This is a genomic window from Pantoea sp. SIMBA_079 (assembly GCF_046940275.1).
Taxonomy (GTDB): Bacteria; Pseudomonadota; Gammaproteobacteria; order Enterobacterales; family Enterobacteriaceae; genus Pantoea; species Pantoea borealis.
This window is the reverse complement of sequence record NZ_JAWRYR010000872.1, coordinates 1-239: the sequence shown is the minus strand read 5'-3', so window position 1 is coordinate 239 and position 239 is coordinate 1. Positions and strand designations below refer to the sequence as shown.

The following is a 239-nucleotide window of genomic DNA, read 5'->3' as shown; positions in this document are numbered from 1 at the left end:
GAGCGTCGCCGCGATCGCCCGGTAGCGATCGTCGAGCCGCTCGCGCCGCCGCCAGTGGTCGATCGCCCGGCGCTTGCCGACCGCTGTCAGCCAGCCGCCCGGGTTCTCGGGCACGCCATCCCTCGGCCACTGCTTCAGCGCCTCGACGAGAGCCTCCTGGGCGAGATCCTCGGCGAGGCCGACGTCGCCGGTCAGCTTCGCCAGAGTCGCGACGACGCGCGCTCCGTCGATGCGCCAGA

The 239-nt window shown here is 73.6% G+C and carries 1 protein-coding gene; it reads right to left on the bottom strand.

Going from position 1 to position 239, the window contains the following annotated elements:
* Positions 1-239, bottom strand: a 239-nt coding sequence (locus SB719_RS22425; RefSeq protein ID WP_412160072.1) for a sigma factor, incomplete at both ends; no start/stop codon positions are given.